Genomic DNA, 15,224 nt, shown 5'->3' with positions numbered 1-15,224 from the left:
GCGCCATCTCCCCGGTCAATACAATACAGTGAAGATGCGCGTTATGACTCGCAGGTCACGCTATTTTGCCGAATCGATGGCAGATTGGCCTATTCGACCAGCGACCAGTCCAGCGGCGTACCGCGCTTGATCGCGGTGCGCGCACGGCGTCCGAGGACGGCTTCGGTGTGCTTGGGCGGCAGACCGAGGCCGGGGCGAATGGCGCGCAGATTGTCCCCGGTAAAGGCTTCACCGGCAGCCATGTCAGCGGTGACATACAGCGAGCGGCGATAGACCAGCGACTTGCACTCGGCCTCGGTCGGACCGTACTGAACACGCCCCATCGCCTGCCAGGCACGCTCGGTTTCGACGACCAGACTGGCCAGCTCCGCAGGCTCCAGGGAGAAACTCGCGTCCACGCCACCGGCCGAACGATCAAGGGTGAAGTGTTTCTCCACCACCGTCGCTCCCAGCGCCACTGCGGCCACCGACACGCCAACGCCCATCGAATGATCTGACAGCCCCACCTCGCAACCAAACAGCTCGCGCAGATGCGGGATCGTGCGCACATTGCTGTTGAGTGGCGTGGCCGGATAGGTGCTGGTGCACTTGAGCAACACCAGATTCTTGCACCCGGCCTCGCGTGCGGCACGCACGGTTTCATCCAGCTCAGCAATACTCGCCATGCCGGTGGAGATGATCAGTGGTTTGCCGGTCGCTGCCACTCGACGGATCAACGGCAGATCGGTGTTTTCAAAACTGGCGATCTTGTACGCCGGCACCTCGAGGCCTTCGAGAAAATCCACCGCGCTGTCATCGAACGGTGTCGAGAACGCGAGCATCCCCAACTCCTTGGCCCGAGCAAAAATCGGCGCGTGCCACTCCCACGGTGTGTGGGCTTTTTCGTAGAGATCGTAGAGCGACGTGCCGGCCCACAGACTGCCCGGATCCTTGATGAAGAATTCACCTTCAGCCAAATCCAGGGTCATGGTTTCGGCGGTGTAGGTTTGCAGCTTCAAGGCATGCGCCCCGGCCTTGGCCGCCGCCTCGACGATTTGCAGAGCGACGTCGAGAGACTGGTTATGGTTGCCGCTCATCTCAGCAATGATGAACGGCGGCGCATCGGCACCGATGGTGTGCTGGCCAATCTTGAAACTAGACATGCGGGTGATCCTTCAAAACACGGCTGAACGCGCAGGTCTCTTGAGTGAACCCGGCGTCGCGGAAGACTTTCAATGAAGACTGATTGGCCGGCATGACCCGCGCAGTGATGCGTGTCAATTGTGGCCAGTGCGCAGCGACAAACGCTTCGCCACGGCTGAGCACCGCCCTGCCCCAACCGAGGCCGAAACGCCCTTCCAGCAGATAGATCGACACTTCGGCTTCGAACCCGCGCAAGTCGTAACGCAGCACCCCGACCGGGCCGTCGTCCGCCTCGGCGATCAACAGCAACCGTTGCGGATTGCGCAGGGTCGCTGTCAGCCAGTTCAGATGCTGAGTCCAATCGATCACACCGGTTTCCAGCGACCAGCGCCGTACCGCTTCAGCATTGCGCCCATCGAACAGCAACTGCGCATCGTCCAGCGTCGCCGGGCGCAGTTTCAGCACCGCGCCGGCCAGCGCCGCCGCGACGCGTGCGGCACCGCGCCCGTCGACCAGTTGCCGCGAGCGCTCGGCGAGGCTGCGGCGTAGAAAATGATTGTTCACGACGAAGCCGACCGCATCACGCAACTGCTCGACGCTGACCTGCTCGCGAGCCCCCATGAACACATGCGCACCGGCAGCGGCCATGACTTCGCCGTTGGCCTGCTGATTGTTCGCCACGGCGATGCAGATGGTCGGCAAACCCAGCGCCGCGCGCTCCCAACTGGTGCCACCGCCAGCGCCGATAAACAGGTCGGCCTCAGTCATGCGCTGATGGAAATCACTGACGAAACTGTGCAGGCGCCAGTTCGGTCGCGTCTCGGCCAACGCTTGCATCTGCGTCCACGCCGGGTTGTCGGCGCCAGCGACGAAATCCACCTGCAACTCAGTGAAATCAGCCAGCGCCAGCATCGCATGGTGAGTCTGCCTCGCCGCGTCGAAACCGCCGAAATTCACCAGCACCCGGCGGGCCTTCGGTTTGATCTCGATGGCATCGCAGTTGAATTCTTCGCGCAGCATGGCGTAGCGCGGGCCGAGCAAGGTGCGACAGCCTGGCGGCAGCAGCGGCGCGTAGTTTTCGCTAAGACCGGACAGGTTCTGATTGAGCAGCAGATCGACGCTGTAGCGCCGCGTGGCCAGATCATCCACGGCGGCGATTCGATGCGCCCAGCGCCGGGCGGCGGTTTGCCAGTGATGATCGAGGCCGTAATGGTCGGTGATGATCCAGTCGAACGGTGCCTGCCCGTCCAGCAGCAGGCCCAGTGCATCAATATCGAACTGCCACGGCAACATCGATTCGATAGCCTGCAGCGGGTCTTCATCACGATAGCGCTCGGGCAGCGCGAAGGTCTCGAAGCCCTCGGCATTCAAGGCATCCAGTCGATGCCCGGGCAAACGCCGGCAGGCAAACGCGACGTGACTGCCCTGCTGTTTCAGCACCCGCGCCAGCGTCAGGCAACGGGCGACGTGGCCGCTGCCAATGGTTGGCGAGGCGTCGGCGCGGATCAGCACTCTCATTGCAGTTCTCCGCCGGCCTTGAGCGCGGCGTACAGGTATTCGGCGCGTTTCCAGTCCTCGGGGGTGTCGATGTCCTGGACCAGATGACGCGGCAGGATCACCGGCAGACTCGCTGGCGAGAACAGCGTCTCGCCGCGCAACCACGCTTCGCTGCGGCCCCAGTAAAACTGCCCGGCATCCTGAAATGCTTCGGGCAGATCCTGCGAACGGGTCGTGCGAAATTCGGGGTACAAAGACGTCAGCGCGCCCTCCTCGTCGAGGGTCAGTGCGCGCTGCACCGGGAAGCCGAAGCCGCACACCGAAAAGGCAAACGACTTGTGCGGATGCTGCTTGAGCAAATCCAGACCCTGACGCAGATAACGCGCCTGTAACAACGGCGCTGTCGCATACACGCAGCAGGCGTAATCGAACACCGGCAATTGCTGCAAGGCATGCACGATCACCGCAGCGGTGCCGGTGAAATCATCGGCCAGATCGGCCGGTCGCATGAACGGCACCTCGGCGCCATTTGCCCGCGCGACGTCGGCAATTTCCTCATCGTCAGTGCTGACCACCACGGCGCCGAACAGCCCTGACTCCAGCGCCGTGCGAATCGAGCGAACGATCATCGGCACGCCGTCGAACGGCTTGAGATTCTTGCGCGGGATGCGCTTGCTGCCACCACGGGCGGGGATGATCGCGACGCAGCTCACGGTGCCTTACTCCTCAAGCAGCAGCCGACGCAGTTGCTCGACCACCTGATCCTGTTGTGCTTCGCTGAGCAAAGGGAACAGCGGCAAGCTGATCGCCTCGGCGTAGTAGCGCTCGGCCTCGGGGAAATCGCCCTCGGCAAAACCCAGCTTGCGATAGTAAGGCTGCAGATGCAGCGGAATATAGTGCAGATTCACGCCGATGCCGGCGGCGCGCAAACCTTCGAACACCTGGCGATGACTGAGGTTGCAGCGCTCGACCTGCACGCGCACCACATACAGGTGCCACGCCGATTCGGCCTCCGGCTGCGCGCTCGGCAAGGTCAACGGCAGGTAGGCAAGCAACTGATCGTAACGTGCGGCCAATTCGCGGCGACGCGCGACAAACTCATCCAGTTTGCCCAGTTGCGACAGGCCCAGCGCCGCTTGCAGATCGGTGATCCGGTAATTGAAACCCAGCTCGATCTGCTGGTAATACCACGCCCCGTGGCTCGGCTCGGTCATGTGCTCGGGATCGCGGGTCATGCCGTGGCTGCGCAGGCGTCGCAGACGTTCGGCCAGCACCGGGCGATTGGTCAGGACCATGCCGCCTTCGGCGCTGGTGATGATTTTCACCGGGTGAAAACTGAACACCGTCATTGCCGCAAATTCGCCGCAACCGACCGGGCGCCCGGCGTAGCTCGCGCCCACCGCGTGCGAGGCGTCTTCGATCACTGTGAAGTTGTAACGCACCGCCAGCTCGGCAATCTTGCGCAGGTCACAGCTCTGCCCGGAGAACGCGACGGCGACGAGGACTTTCGGCAGCATGCCGTCGCGTTCGGCCTGTTCCAGCTTCGCTTCAAGGGCAAAGGCGTCGAGGTTCCAGGTCAATGGATCGATGTCGACGAAATCAACATCAGCGCCGCAATAACGCCCGCAATTGGCCGAAGCCAGAAACGTATTCGGCGAGGTCCACAAGCGATCGCCCGGCCCCAGGTCAGCGGCCAGACAAGCAATGTGCAGCGCTGCCGTGGCATTGCACACCGCCACGGAAAAATCGGCCTGGCAACGCGCGGCCATGGCCTGTTCGAAGCGTTCGATGGTCGGCCCCTGGGTCAGCCAGTCCGATTGCAGCACCTCGACCACCGCATCGATGTCCGCCTGATCGAGGCTCTGCCGACCGTAAGGAATCATACCGACAGCTTCGCGTGCAGATCGGCGATCTGCCCTACCGAAAGGAAATGCGGGTTGGTGTCCGAGCGATACTCGAAATCCTCGCCCACGACACGGCCACGTTCACCGAGTTTATCGACCGCGAAATCGACGTCGACGCTGGTAAAACGAATCGACGGCTGAATCGTGTAATGGTCTTCAAACTCAAGGGTCATGCGCGCATCGTCCAGCGGCACCATCAGCTCATGCAGCTTCTCGCCGGGACGAATGCCGACGTTCTTGTGTGGCAGATGCTCGGCCATGCCGCGCGCCAGATCGACGATGCGGATCGACGGGATCTTCGGCACGAACACTTCGCCGCCGTGCATGCGAGCGAAGCTATCGAGGACGAACTGCACGCCGTGGTCGAGAGTGATCCAGAACCGCGTCATGCGCTCGTCGGTGATCGGCAATTCTTGCGCGCCGTCAGCAATCAGCTTGCTGAAAAACGGCACTACAGAGCCGCGCGAACCGGCGACGTTGCCGTAGCGCACCACGGCGAAACGGGTCTGCTGCTCGCCGGCAATATTGTTGGCTGCGACGAACAATTTGTCCGAAAGCAACTTGGTCGCGCCGTACAGATTGATCGGGCTGGCCGCCTTGTCGGTGGACAGCGCGACGACTTTCTTTACGCCGTTATCGATCGCCGCAGCGATGATGTTTTCCGCGCCGTTGACGTTGGTGCGAATGCATTCGGTCGGGTTGTACTCCGCCGCCGGCACCTGCTTCAACGCGGCGGCATGCACGACGTAATCGATGCCGCGCATCGCCTGCCGCAAGCGCTCGGCGTCACGCACGTCACCGATGAAATAACGCATGCACGGCGCGTTGAACGTCTGCTGCATCTCGTACTGTTTCAGCTCGTCGCGGGAGAACACCACTACGCGCTTGGGCTGGTATTGCTCCAGCAAGCGACGGATGAAATTGCGTCCGAACGAGCCGGTGCCGCCGGAGATGAAGATCGATTTACCGTTGAACATTTTGTCAATTCCGTCCCTGTCGCCAGGCTTAAGCGAGCAACTGTGCCCAGTCCAGTGAAGCATTGTCATCGAGCACGAAGCCTTTGCCCTTCAGGCTCAGGTTCGCGTTGTAGGCCTGATCCTGAACGAATGCCGCCGGCCATTTTTCGCGCAGGGCCAGCAGCGCTTGCGGGGCGTCAGGCATACCGCCCTGATGGATGACTTGCACCGCCGGAGTCCATACCGTCAGATAACCGGCCTGCCCGGCGCTCAGGCACAGATCGACATCGCTGAAGCCTTCGGCAAATGTGCTTTCGTCCAGACCGCCGAGCGCCTCGTACAGCTCTTTGCGGACCATCAGGCACACGCTTGATACCGCCGAGTAGTTTTGTTCCACCGCCAAGCGATGCAGGTAACCGTCGGCATCGTGCTCTTCACCAACGAAGGGCGAATCGACCCCGCCGTTCAGGCCCAGGATCAATCCCGCCTGGCTGATCTTGCGATCACGGTCGATCAGTTTCGGCCCGACCACGCCAACCTCTGGACGCAGAGCATGGTTGAGCAAAGAGTCGAGCCAGTTCGGATTGACCACTTCCGCATCGGCGGCGAGCAGCACCAAGTACTCGCCCCGCGCCTGACGACTGCCCGCGTTGAACAATCCTGCTTCGCTCAACGTCCGGTCAGTGCGCAGCACCTGCACTCTGGAGTGCTTGTAAGTGCCGAGCCAGTCATTGATCTCAGCCGTCTGATCCGCAGCGGTGGCGATCAGCACTTCATAGTGATGGTAACGGGTACGCAGCAGCACACCTTCGAGGCAACGTTGCAGCACCGCCAGATCGCTGCCCGCCGGAATAACGATCGATACCAGAGGCCGATCACTGTGGTGATAGTCGATCTGGTAAACCCCTGGAACCGCTGACGTCACTTTGGCCTTGTAGCCGCGATTGCCCAGATGGCGCAGCAGCGCCAGGCGCTCGTCAGCATTCTCGACCAGCTCTGGTGCCTGGCTGACCAATAGCGGCTCGTCGAGGTGAGCCAGGCTGTTGAGCCCATGTTCTTCGATAAGACGCAGCAGCACATCGAGCTCCAGTGCCTGATTGAAATCAGCGCGATAGCCGCCGATTTCAACCAGCGCATCGCGCCGTACCAGCCAGTGCCGCGCCATCAGCGTTGGCAGGCTCAGCAGTAGATCAAGGTTGAAGCCCGGCCGGAACACGTCGGTCAGGGCACCGTTTTCCTGACGCTGGATTTCGTCGGTGGATACCGCGCGGCAATCGCCGGCGTTCATCAACTCCAGGCTGGCGCGCAACAATCCGCTGGCAGTGAACTCATCACCGGCTTCAGCCAACAGCAGCCAGTCACACGGTGATTGACGAGCGCTTTGATTGAGCTTGTCGATCAGATTACCCGCGGTCACTCGGACAAAATGCAGGGTGTTCTGTGCCGTGGTCGCGGCGGGCGCTTCGCCGGTGGTGAACACGACAATGCGGAAGGCCTTGCACTGCCCTTCCAGCAAGCTGTCGAGAGACACCTGAAGCTTGTCGATGTCGTCGTCCAGATCCAGCAGAAAAATGCCGAACTGCGGCCCACCGCCATTCACCGCCAGATGTTGGCCGATTGCCTCGAGGTGAGCGCCGGGCGCACGTGCGGCCAGCCAGTTGAGCAGGCGACCGGACTGCATCTTGTCCATGACCGCATGATGGTCATCGACGGTCAACGCTTCGAGGCGCTCGATCCAGGCCTGCATCGCTTGCGCCTCTTCGGCTTGGCCCATCGAAGTCAGCTGAGCCGCCAGCCGCTTGATCACGGTGCGATTGAACGCATTGAGATCGTGAGCCTGCCACAAACGATCGAGAACGCTTTCCGGGGTGTCGTTGTTGCGTGCTTGCAGCAAGTGCGCCTGACGGGTCCAGACGCCCTCCAGGCCTTCAAGTTGGATGCGCCCCGCCGGCATGGCGTGCAGCATGAATTCGAACTGCGCCAGGCGGTCGAAAAACGCCTCGTTGTAGAACGGCATCTCCACGTACTGCAAAGGCCCGAAACGGCGATCCGGGTACTTGAGCTCCTGATTCCAGGTGGACTGGATGATCAGTTCCGCGGTCAGCGCTCGATTCGATTGCAGGCTGTCGACCATTGCCTCGAAGCTTTGCAGGGCAAGCGCTTTGCCCTGCTCGGCGTCCAGCCCTTTGATCTGGGTTGGCAGCGCGGCAAGGAACTCGGCAAAGGCTTCACGCTCGGCGACCGATTTGGCATCGACGTAGGTCAGCGAGTGATACACCTCGGTGCTGTGCTCGGAGGCACCGTAGTTGATCTCCCGAACCACATAAGGGATCGGCAGAATCCGTGCTTTGGCACTGGCCAGCAGGAAATAGACATGGCCGATTTCCTGCCACTGGAAGCTGGTGCCGGGTGGCAATGCCGAGTGCCAGGTCTTCATCAGATCAGTACGGGTCACCGCATAGAACGGCGGGATGTACTGGCTCATGTAATCGATGACCCGCTCCTGAGCCTGTTCGGAGCAGTAGTCTTCCTGGACTTTTTTGTCGCGGCGGTAGTAGCTGACGCCACCGGCCAGCGTCAGGTACATCAGGCAATAGCCGTGGCACATGCCGTAATCCGGATTGTCCTGCAGGAAACTCACGGATTCGGCCAATGAATCATGCAGGATGAAGTCGTCATCGGCCGCCAGCACCATGTACGGCGTGGTCAGTTGCTCGACACCATAGGCCAGTTTGGCCTGCATCCCCCAGTACGCGAATTGCGGCACATGATGGTAATCGACGGCGGAAAAATCGCCTTCCGGACGTTCCGGCGAGGAGTCGAGCACCATGATCTTGCAGGGCAAGTCGCTGTAATACTTCACAGCCCGACGCAGGAACGCCGGTCGGTTGTGGGTAATCAGCACCACCGTCAACAGCTCATCAAGCGGTAGCGTCAGTTCAGAACTGTACTTGCCTTGCATAACTTCTCTCCACAACCGGCGACTCGCCGAAACAACTCTGGGTAAATGTTGCGAATTAACGAACGCGACGCAGGTAGCCGTCCGGCGCCACGGTGATCAGCAGTTTGTTCTGCAATTGCTGGTCGATTTCGAAGTCCTGGTTCTCTTCCAGGTACTTCCACACGGCGGTTTTCGGGTTGTCGCCCGGGCCCCATGGACGATCCGGGAAGAAATCGGCCGGCATGTCTTCAACCACGGTGTCCATGACCACGCAATAGCTGTCGACCGACACCAGCGGCGCGTAGAGGCGCAGCTCTTCGAGCACGTGATCGTGGGTGTGGTTGGAGTCGAGGACCAGAATGACTTTCTTGCCTTTGGCGGCGGCCTGCACCTGAGCGGCAATGGCCGGGTCAATGCTCGAACCTTCGATCATTTTGATGCGCTTGGCCATCGGATGGCTTTCGATGGCTTCACGGTTGTGCGGGCGAATATCGAGGTCGATACCCAGCACTTCGCCGTGACCTTGCAGCTCGAGCAGCGAGGCGTAGTAGATGATCGAACCGCCGTGGGCAATGCCGCACTCGATAACCAGGTCCGGCTTGACCTGCCAGATGATCTCCTGCATGGCCATCATGTCTTGCGGCAGCTGGATGATCGGGCGGCCCATCCACGAGAAGTGGTAGCTGTATTTGTGCTTGGCCGATTCGTTGAAGAAATCGCGGGCCAGGCCGGTCAGTTTGGGGTCGTCACCTTGCTGGGCGATCTGCTCGCGGCACTCGGCTTCGAAGGCTTGGTTGATGCTGTTGTCGGTCATGTTGGTCATCTCAAGGGTCACTGAAACGAAGCGCTGTCGACGGCGTGATAGACGTAGCGTCCACCGGTCATCCGCTTGATCTCTTCGAGGTAATTGGAATTCATCACAAACAGGTGCGCGCCTTCCGGCAGCGCATCCATAGCCTCTTGCGGCGAGGACACGCGCGCGCCGCTCAGCGGCAGATAACGCCCCTGCTTGGCCGGGTTGATATCGACTACGCGATCGACCGCAACGCCGGCGCGTTGCAGGTACAGCGAATAGATCACGCCTTTGGACGAGGCACCCCAGATCGCCGAACCCTGCGCAGGCGCCGAGCGGATGATCTGCACAGCGCGGTCGAGACTGGCGCTGAAATCTTCAGGCAGAGTCAGGCGCGGCACCGGTTGTTCGGGTATCAGGCGCAACGTCGACAGATCAGCGACGATGTACAGATATTGGCCGCCGAACAGATGCCCGGCCTCGTGCACCGTGCCGAACATCCGGCGCAGGTCATCGAGACGGAAATAATTGACGTGTTCGTAGAACAGGTCGAACCAGGCCTTGTGCTCAAGGATCCAGTCCAGGCATGGCACTTCGATGTAGATCTGCCCGCCCTGATTGGCTTCGGCGATCACGGCCAGAAAGCTCACCGGGTCTTCGATGTGCTCCAGCACATGACGCAGCACAATGGCGTCTGCCGCCAGGCCGAGGCCGCGCGTGAACGGCGCCTTGATCACCTCGGGATTGTCGCCTTCATAAGCCGGGTCGATACCGGTGATCGAATAGCCGAGGCCTTTGAGCAACTCGAGAAAGTAGCCCTTGCCGCAGCCGACTTCGATCAGTTCCTGGCCCTTGAAGTGCTTGGCGATGATGCCTTCGACGTCACTTAAATGCTTCTGGAACTGACCGGAGTGCGCCTGCTCGTTCTGATAGTCGGCGTCATAACTGAGCTTGTCGGCATCGAACGCGGCGTTGAAAACCAGACCGCTGCGCTCGTCCTGAACCAGCAGCATGTCGGCGCTGGCCGAGGCCCGCGCCGATTCGGCATCGGCGAAAGTGCGGTTCTGCAATACCGGCAGGCCGGTGGCCCGGTACAACTCGTGCCTCATGGCGACTCTCCCAATAACTGTTGCAAGCGCTCGGTGACGGCCCAGAACGCCAGCGGTTCGTGGGTCGGATACGGGTAATGGCCGAGGTTCAGAGCCAGTGTTGCGCCACGCTCATGCAAGCGCTGTTCGACCAGCGCACGCGCCGACACCGGATGGCCGCTGGCGCAGTTGATCACGCCGTCGAAATCGCGCTGATGGAGGATCGCGGCGAGATGACTTGCGGCGGTTTCAATCGCGAGGAAATCGCGCAACTGCTCACCGGCCGACATGTTGAACGACGCCTCGCCAGCATCGATTGCCCGGTCCAGCGCAGCCAACAGGCTGTTGGGGTTCTGCCCTTCGCCGTGCAAATAGAACAAGCGCGCCCATTGCAGGGTGAACGGTTGCTCCTGCTGCAAACTCTGCAGAAACAGGTGCAGCGTATGTTTGGCCAGACCGTAGGGATTGCTCGGCCGTGGCTCGGTTGACTCGCTGAGCGGACCGCTCTGCATGCCGTATTCGAAGCAAGTGCCGGCCACCAGCACCTGCGACACGCCCGCCTCTACCGCGCTTTTGATAAAGCGGTAATCGGCCATCAGGTTGTGCTCGAAATGAAACAGCGCCCGATAGTTCGGCAACCCCGGCCAGGCCAGATGCGCCAGCGCGTCGATGCCTTCGGTCAGCGCGACGACATTCAGTTCGGCAGCGTGAATGTCTGCCGCGACGAATTCGACGTGGTTGATCCATGGCATGCCCTGCGCCGGTTCTGCGTTGCGCGCCACCGCACGGACTTCGCAGCCGCGCGCAAGCAATGCAGCAACCAGATGCCGACCGACAAAGCCTGTGGCGCCAGTGACCAGAACTTTCACAGCACTTTCAACTCAGGCACGGCGATGACGAAGCGCCCGTCCCACTGACGCACCTGCGCCAGTTGCTGACTGACTTCGTGCAGCAGGTTCCACGGCAGCACCAGCACGTAGTCCGGTTTCTCAATGTCGATCTGCGCTGGCGCAACAATCGGGATGCGACTGCCCGGCAAGAACTTGCCCTGTTTGTGCGGGTTGGCATCCGCGACCCAAGCGAGCAAGTCCGGCTTGACCCCGGCGTAATTGAGCAAGGTATTGCCCTTGGCTGCCGCGCCGTATCCGACCACACGTTTACCGTCGGCCTTGGCCTGCAACAGGAAGCGCAGCAGGTCATGTTTGATGCGTTCGGCAGCAGGCGCGAGGGTCGCGTAGTACTCGGCGGTTTTCACCCCGGCATCGAGTTCGGCCTGCAGTTGTTGCTGAACTGCCGGGAGAACAGTGCGGCGCTGGCCGTCCTTGCGCTGAACGAATACGCGCAGCGAGCCGCCGTGAGTGCTCAACTGTCTGACGTCGAACACTTCCAGGCCGTTGCGCTCGCACAGGGTCTGCACGGCGGTCAGCGACAGGTAGGAATAATGTTCGTGATACAGCGTGTCGAACTGCGCGCCGGCCATCAGCGTCAGCAGTTGCGGAAACTCGAAGGTGGCGACGCCGGTCGGCTTGAGCAACGTCGCGAAGCCGGCGAGGAAATCATTGATGTCCGGCACATGCGCGAGCACGTTGTTGGCCGCCATCAGGTCGGCGCTCCAGCCTTCGCTGCGCAATTGCGTGGCGGTGTCGCGGCCGAAGAACAGCTCACGAATCTCCAGGCCTTTTTCCCGTGCAGCCTGTGCGGTGCTGCGGGTCGGCTCGACGCCCAGGCACGGGATGCCGCGCGCGGCGACGTATTGCAGCAGGTACCCGTCATTGGCGGCGACCTCGACCACACGGCTGTCGGCACTCAGCCCGAAGCGCTCGCTCATCTCGGCGACATAGCGCTCGGCGTGATTCAGCCAAGTACTGGAGAACGAACTGAAGTAGGCGTACTCGGCATCAAACAGGCTGTCGGCACTGGTGTAATCCTCGGTCTGCACCAGCCAGCATTGCTCGCACACGGCGACTTTCAGCGGGACCCATTGCTCGGCCTGCTCCAGGCGATCGGCATGCACGTAGGCGTTGGACGGCGGCGAAGTGCCGAGGTCGATCAACGGCAGACTCAGCGGTGCAGCGCACCCACGGCAATTCATAGACGCACTCCAGCAAAGTGTTGATCAAGCGCGGGATGGCTGGAATCGCGCGCTGACAAATTATTGACAGGCAACGGCCAGGCAATCGCCAGCCGAGGATCGTTCACCGACAAGCCGCCCTCGTGCTCCGGTGCGTAATCGGCGCTGTGCAGATAGAGCAATTCGGCGTCGTCGGTGAGCGTCTGAAAGCCATGAGCGAAACCGCCCGGAATCAACAGGCTGCGGCCATCGCCCGCCTTCAAGTGCTCGGCGTGCCAGTGCAAAAACGTCTCCGAGTCCGGGCGCAGATCCACCGCCACATCCCAGACCTCACCGCGCAGGCACGTGATCAGTTTGGCTTCCGGGGCGTTGGCATTCTGATAATGCAGGCCACGCACACTGCCCTTCTCGCGGGTGCAGGAATGGTTGATCTGGCGGATATGAAATTCATTGCCGAACGCACTCAGGCTGCCCTCGCAGAACAACCGGGCGAAGTGCCCGCGCTGGTCTTCGAAACGTTTATGCTGAACGCTGAACAGGCCGGCCAATGGCAACGCTTGCAGGGAAAACTCGCTCACAGCGCGCCTCGGTACAGATTCAATTGGCCCAGAGTTACGGCGCGCATATCATCGCCGTTCTGCCACGCCAAGTGCCAATCGAGGGTCTGCGCCAGGCACGCCTGCAACGACCAGCGCGGCTGCCAGCCGAGCACCTGCCGCGCACGACTGCTGTCCAGACGCAGCAGACCGGCTTCGTGCAATTCACTCGGCTCGATGCGCAAACCACGGGCCTGCGGCCAACGGTTGGCGAGCAGTTCAACCACTTCACCGACGCTGCACATGTCAGCCTCACCGGGACCGAAGTTCCACGCACCGGCGTATTCCGGGCCGTACTCGTAGAGAGCAGCAGCCAGTTGCAGATATCCGGCCAGCGGTTCCAGCGCGTGCTGCCACGGACGCACGGCTTGCGGGTAACGCAGGGTCACTGGCTCGTCGGCGGTCCATGCTTTCAATACGTCGGGAATCAGTCGCTCCGGCGCAAAATCACCACCGCCCAGTACATTGCCAGCGCGTGCGGTAGCCAAGGCCAGACCGTGTTCGGCATGTTTGTCCGCCGGGAAGAACGACGCCGCGTACGACTGCGCGAGCAATTCGCAGCAGGCCTTGCTGCTGCTGTAAGGATCGTGTCCACCAAGGGCTTCGTCTTCGCGGTATGGCCACAGCCATTCCTTGTTGGCGTAGACCTTGTCAGTGGTCACCAGCACGCAGGCCCGCACGCCGCCGACCTGACGAATCGCTTCGAGCAGATTCAGCGTACCCATGACGTTGCTGGAATAGGTGCCAAGCGGATCGCGATAGCCCTCGCGCACCAGAGGCTGGGCCGCCAGATGCAGGACGATTTCCGGCTCGGTCTCGGCGATGATTTCCAGCAAGGCACCGAGGTCACGCAGATCGCCGCGTTGATCATTGATGCCTTCGCGCACGCGCGCCAGTTCGAACAGGCTCGGCTCGGTCGACGGATCCAGAGAAAAACCGCTGACCTGCGCACCAAGGCTTTGCAGCCACAGGGTCAGCCAACTGCCTTTGAATCCAGTGTGTCCGGTGACGAGAACGCGTTTGCCACGCCAGAAATCCGCACTCAGGCCCATTGCTTCCATGGGGCCTCCCCGCTCTGCCACAGCGCTTCGAGATGGTTCTTGTCACGCAGGGTGTCCATCGGATGCCAGAAGCCTTCATGCTCGAAGGCCTTCAGTTGTTCGTCCTGAGCCAGACGGGCCAACGGCTCGGCTTCCCAAGTGGTGCTGTCATCGCTGATGTAGGGCAGCACTTTTGGCGACAGCACGAAGAAACCGCCATTGATCCAGCCACCGTCACCACGGGGTTTTTCAGTGAAACCCAGCACCTGGTCACCTTGGCGTTCAAGCGCGCCGTACCGACCTGGCGGCTGCACCGCAGTGACGGTCGCCAGGCGGCCGTGAGCCTTGTGATAGTCGACCAGCTCAGCAATATTGATGTCGGAAACGCCATCGCCATAGGTGAAGCAGAACGCCTCTTCATCCTTGAGATAACGCGCGGCACGCAACAGGCGGCCACCGGTCATGGTTTCCTCGCCGGTGTCGATGAGGGTCACACTCCACGGCTCGCTGTAATTCTGATGGACGTCCATGCGGTTGTTGCGCATGTCGAAAGTGACGTCGGATGTATGCAGGAAGTAGTTGGCGAAGAAGTCCTTGATCGCGTAGCCCTTGTAGCCCAGGCAAATGACGAAGTCGTGGATCCCGTGGGCGGAATACTGCTTCATGATGTGCCAGAGAATTGGCTTGCCGCCGATCTCGATCATCGGCTTGGGCTTGAGGTGCGACTCTTCACTGATGCGCGTGCCGAGGCCACCCGCCAAAATTACTGCCTTCATCGTCTCCCCTCTCGTACGTCACCGGGCTGCGCACTGCTTTTTGAGCGTTGCAGGCCTTCTGGCTAAACCTTCTGCCGCTACGGGCGCAGGAGGAAACACCGCGAGCGCTCGTTTTATGGCGATTTGCGGGGCACTTGCAGGAAACGCGCCAGCTCAGACTCGGGTTTTCGGAAATGGCTGATAGAGGCGTCGGTGGAAGTGGTAACAGAATGACGGACGGGCTGAGGGCGTGGAGGGGCAAGAGATCAAGAGCCAAAGCAAAAGATCGTCCGATCACGGCCCAAGCCTTCGCCAGTTCCTACAGTTGGATCGCGTGCATCCAGCAAGAAATGGGTCGGCTGTCAGACCGCCTTCGCGAGCAGGCTCGCTCCCACAGAACAGCAAGAGCAAGAGCAAGAGCAAGAGCAAGAGCAAGAGCAAGAGCAAGAGCAAGAGCAAGA

At 61.2% G+C, this 15,224-nt stretch carries 13 protein-coding genes; all 13 read right to left on the bottom strand.

Annotation, left to right across the window (positions count from 1 at the left end):
• Positions 1–89: 89 nt before the first annotated feature.
• The 13 genes from pseI to rfbF are packed head-to-tail and all read right to left on the bottom strand — an operon-like array spanning position 90 to position 14,784.
• Complete coding sequence (gene pseI, locus D8U61_RS27555) at positions 90–1,142, bottom strand: pseudaminic acid synthase (protein WP_130889178.1); 1,053 nt, start codon at positions 1,140–1,142, stop codon at positions 90–92.
• Positions 1,135–2,640, bottom strand: a complete 1,506-nt coding sequence (gene pseG / locus D8U61_RS27550; protein WP_130928047.1) for a UDP-2,4-diacetamido-2,4,6-trideoxy-beta-L-altropyranose hydrolase — start codon at positions 2,638–2,640, stop codon at positions 1,135–1,137. Before pseG ends, pseI begins: the two co-directional genes overlap by 8 nt.
• Positions 2,637–3,332: a pseudaminic acid cytidylyltransferase gene (gene pseF, locus D8U61_RS27545; RefSeq protein ID WP_130928046.1), complete on the bottom strand. Its 696-nt coding sequence runs from the start codon at positions 3,330–3,332 to the stop codon at positions 2,637–2,639. The genes pseG and pseF overlap by 4 nt, the downstream gene beginning before the upstream one ends.
• 6 nt (positions 3,333–3,338) lie before the next feature.
• Entirely contained in the window at positions 3,339–4,502 is a 1,164-nt protein-coding gene (gene pseC, locus D8U61_RS27540; RefSeq protein WP_130928045.1) for a UDP-4-amino-4,6-dideoxy-N-acetyl-beta-L-altrosamine transaminase, read from the bottom strand.
• Entirely contained in the window at positions 4,499–5,500 is a 1,002-nt protein-coding gene (gene pseB / locus D8U61_RS27535; RefSeq protein WP_130901811.1) for a UDP-N-acetylglucosamine 4,6-dehydratase (inverting), read from the bottom strand. The genes pseC and pseB overlap by 4 nt, the downstream gene beginning before the upstream one ends.
• 28 nt (positions 5,501–5,528) lie before the next feature.
• Positions 5,529–8,441: a TIGR00180 family glycosyltransferase gene (locus D8U61_RS27530; protein ID WP_130928044.1), complete on the bottom strand. Its 2,913-nt coding sequence runs from the start codon at positions 8,439–8,441 to the stop codon at positions 5,529–5,531.
• A 55-nt stretch (positions 8,442–8,496) separates the two neighbouring features.
• Entirely contained in the window at positions 8,497–9,234 is a 738-nt protein-coding gene (locus D8U61_RS27525; protein ID WP_038860482.1) for a cephalosporin hydroxylase family protein, read from the bottom strand.
• Between the two features lie 17 nt (positions 9,235–9,251).
• Complete coding sequence (locus tag D8U61_RS27520; protein ID WP_130901813.1) at positions 9,252–10,322, bottom strand: class I SAM-dependent methyltransferase; 1,071 nt, start codon at positions 10,320–10,322, stop codon at positions 9,252–9,254.
• A complete protein-coding gene (locus D8U61_RS27515) occupies positions 10,319–11,170 on the bottom strand; it encodes an NAD(P)-dependent oxidoreductase (protein WP_130928043.1) in 852 nt (283 codons plus the stop codon). The genes D8U61_RS27520 and D8U61_RS27515 overlap by 4 nt, the downstream gene beginning before the upstream one ends.
• Positions 11,167–12,393 carry a class I SAM-dependent methyltransferase gene (locus D8U61_RS27510; RefSeq protein WP_130928042.1) on the bottom strand — a complete coding sequence of 409 codons (1,227 nt, stop codon included), beginning with the start codon at positions 12,391–12,393 and terminating at the stop codon, positions 11,167–11,169. The genes D8U61_RS27515 and D8U61_RS27510 overlap by 4 nt, the downstream gene beginning before the upstream one ends.
• Positions 12,390–12,950 carry a dTDP-4-dehydrorhamnose 3,5-epimerase gene (gene rfbC / locus D8U61_RS27505; protein ID WP_016771103.1) on the bottom strand — a complete coding sequence of 187 codons (561 nt, stop codon included), beginning with the start codon at positions 12,948–12,950 and terminating at the stop codon, positions 12,390–12,392. Before rfbC ends, D8U61_RS27510 begins: the two co-directional genes overlap by 4 nt.
• Positions 12,947–14,029: a CDP-glucose 4,6-dehydratase gene (gene rfbG / locus D8U61_RS27500; protein WP_130901816.1), complete on the bottom strand. Its 1,083-nt coding sequence runs from the start codon at positions 14,027–14,029 to the stop codon at positions 12,947–12,949. The genes rfbC and rfbG overlap by 4 nt, the downstream gene beginning before the upstream one ends.
• Positions 14,011–14,784, bottom strand: coding sequence for a glucose-1-phosphate cytidylyltransferase (gene rfbF, locus D8U61_RS27495; RefSeq protein WP_041478997.1), 774 nt, complete (start codon positions 14,782–14,784; stop codon positions 14,011–14,013). The genes rfbG and rfbF overlap by 19 nt, the downstream gene beginning before the upstream one ends.
• Positions 14,785–15,224: the final 440 nt, after the last annotated feature.

Origin of the sequence: Pseudomonas sp. Sample_14 (assembly GCF_004307515.1) — a bacterium.
In the GTDB taxonomy this organism is placed as follows: Bacteria; Pseudomonadota; Gammaproteobacteria; order Pseudomonadales; family Pseudomonadaceae; genus Aquipseudomonas; species Aquipseudomonas atacamensis.
Note: the sequence above shows the minus strand (reverse complement) of the source record. Positions and strands in the feature narration are given on the sequence as shown.

What these genes read in the sequence shown, in the direction of transcription:
- pseB (WP_130901811.1), bottom strand. Translation starts at nt 5,500, where the DNA reads ATGTTCAACGGTAAATCGATCTTCATCTCCGGCGGCACCGGCTCGTTC.
- rfbG (WP_130901816.1), bottom strand. Translation starts at nt 14,029, where the DNA reads ATGGAAGCAATGGGCCTGAGTGCGGATTTCTGGCGTGGCAAACGCGTT.
- rfbF (WP_041478997.1), bottom strand. Translation starts at nt 14,784, where the DNA reads ATGAAGGCAGTAATTTTGGCGGGTGGCCTCGGCACGCGCATCAGTGAA.
- pseC (WP_130928045.1), bottom strand. Translation starts at nt 4,502, where the DNA reads ATGATTCCTTACGGTCGGCAGAGCCTCGATCAGGCGGACATCGATGCG.
- D8U61_RS27525 (WP_038860482.1), bottom strand. Translation starts at nt 9,234, where the DNA reads ATGACCGACAACAGCATCAACCAAGCCTTCGAAGCCGAGTGCCGCGAG.
- D8U61_RS27510 (WP_130928042.1), bottom strand. Translation starts at nt 12,393, where the DNA reads ATGAATTGCCGTGGGTGCGCTGCACCGCTGAGTCTGCCGTTGATCGAC.
- D8U61_RS27520 (WP_130901813.1), bottom strand. Translation starts at nt 10,322, where the DNA reads ATGAGGCACGAGTTGTACCGGGCCACCGGCCTGCCGGTATTGCAGAAC.
- D8U61_RS27530 (WP_130928044.1), bottom strand. Translation starts at nt 8,441, where the DNA reads ATGCAAGGCAAGTACAGTTCTGAACTGACGCTACCGCTTGATGAGCTG.
- pseI (WP_130889178.1), bottom strand. Translation starts at nt 1,142, where the DNA reads ATGTCTAGTTTCAAGATTGGCCAGCACACCATCGGTGCCGATGCGCCG.
- pseG (WP_130928047.1), bottom strand. Translation starts at nt 2,640, where the DNA reads ATGAGAGTGCTGATCCGCGCCGACGCCTCGCCAACCATTGGCAGCGGC.